This is a genomic window from Campylobacter sp. 2018MI13 (assembly GCF_018501135.1).
Taxonomy (GTDB): domain Bacteria; phylum Campylobacterota; class Campylobacteria; order Campylobacterales; family Campylobacteraceae; genus Campylobacter_E.
Genome location: NZ_JAHCZC010000249.1, coordinates 1 through 429 on the forward strand (window position 1 = coordinate 1; position 429 = coordinate 429).

The following is a 429-nucleotide window of genomic DNA, read 5'->3' on the forward strand; positions in this document are numbered from 1 at the left end:
GCTGAGTGAAAGTCAGCGCGTGACGCTGTTTCGCGTCTGTCAGGCAGGGCTGAATAACATCGTAAAACATGCCAATGCCAGCGCGGTGACGCTCCAGGGCTGGCAGCAGGACGAGCGGCTGATGCTGGGAATTGAGGATGACGGCAGCGGCCTGCCGCCGGGCTCTCCCCAGCAGGGCTTCGGCCTGACCGGAATGCGCGCACGCGTGTCGGCGCTCGGCGGGACGCTAACCATCTCTTGTACCCACGGTATGCGGGTGAGCGTCTCGTTGCCCCAGCGTTACGTTTAAGGAAGGATAATGCTTTCGTTTTTAAAAGCCCCAGCTAACGCGCTGCTCATCACCGATAAGCACGAGGTTGACGCCCGCTATCGCTACTGGCGGCGGCACATCCTGATCACCATTTGGTTGGGTTACGCGCTGTTCTATTT

General features: G+C 59.7%; 1 protein-coding gene. It reads left to right on the plus strand.

Features of this window, described 5'->3' with window-relative positions:
• A partial coding sequence (locus KJQ99_RS09870; RefSeq protein ID WP_350028280.1) for an ATP-binding protein occupies window positions 1–289 on the plus strand: 289 nt, incomplete at its 5' end.
• Between the last annotated feature and the right edge of the window lie 140 nt (window positions 290–429).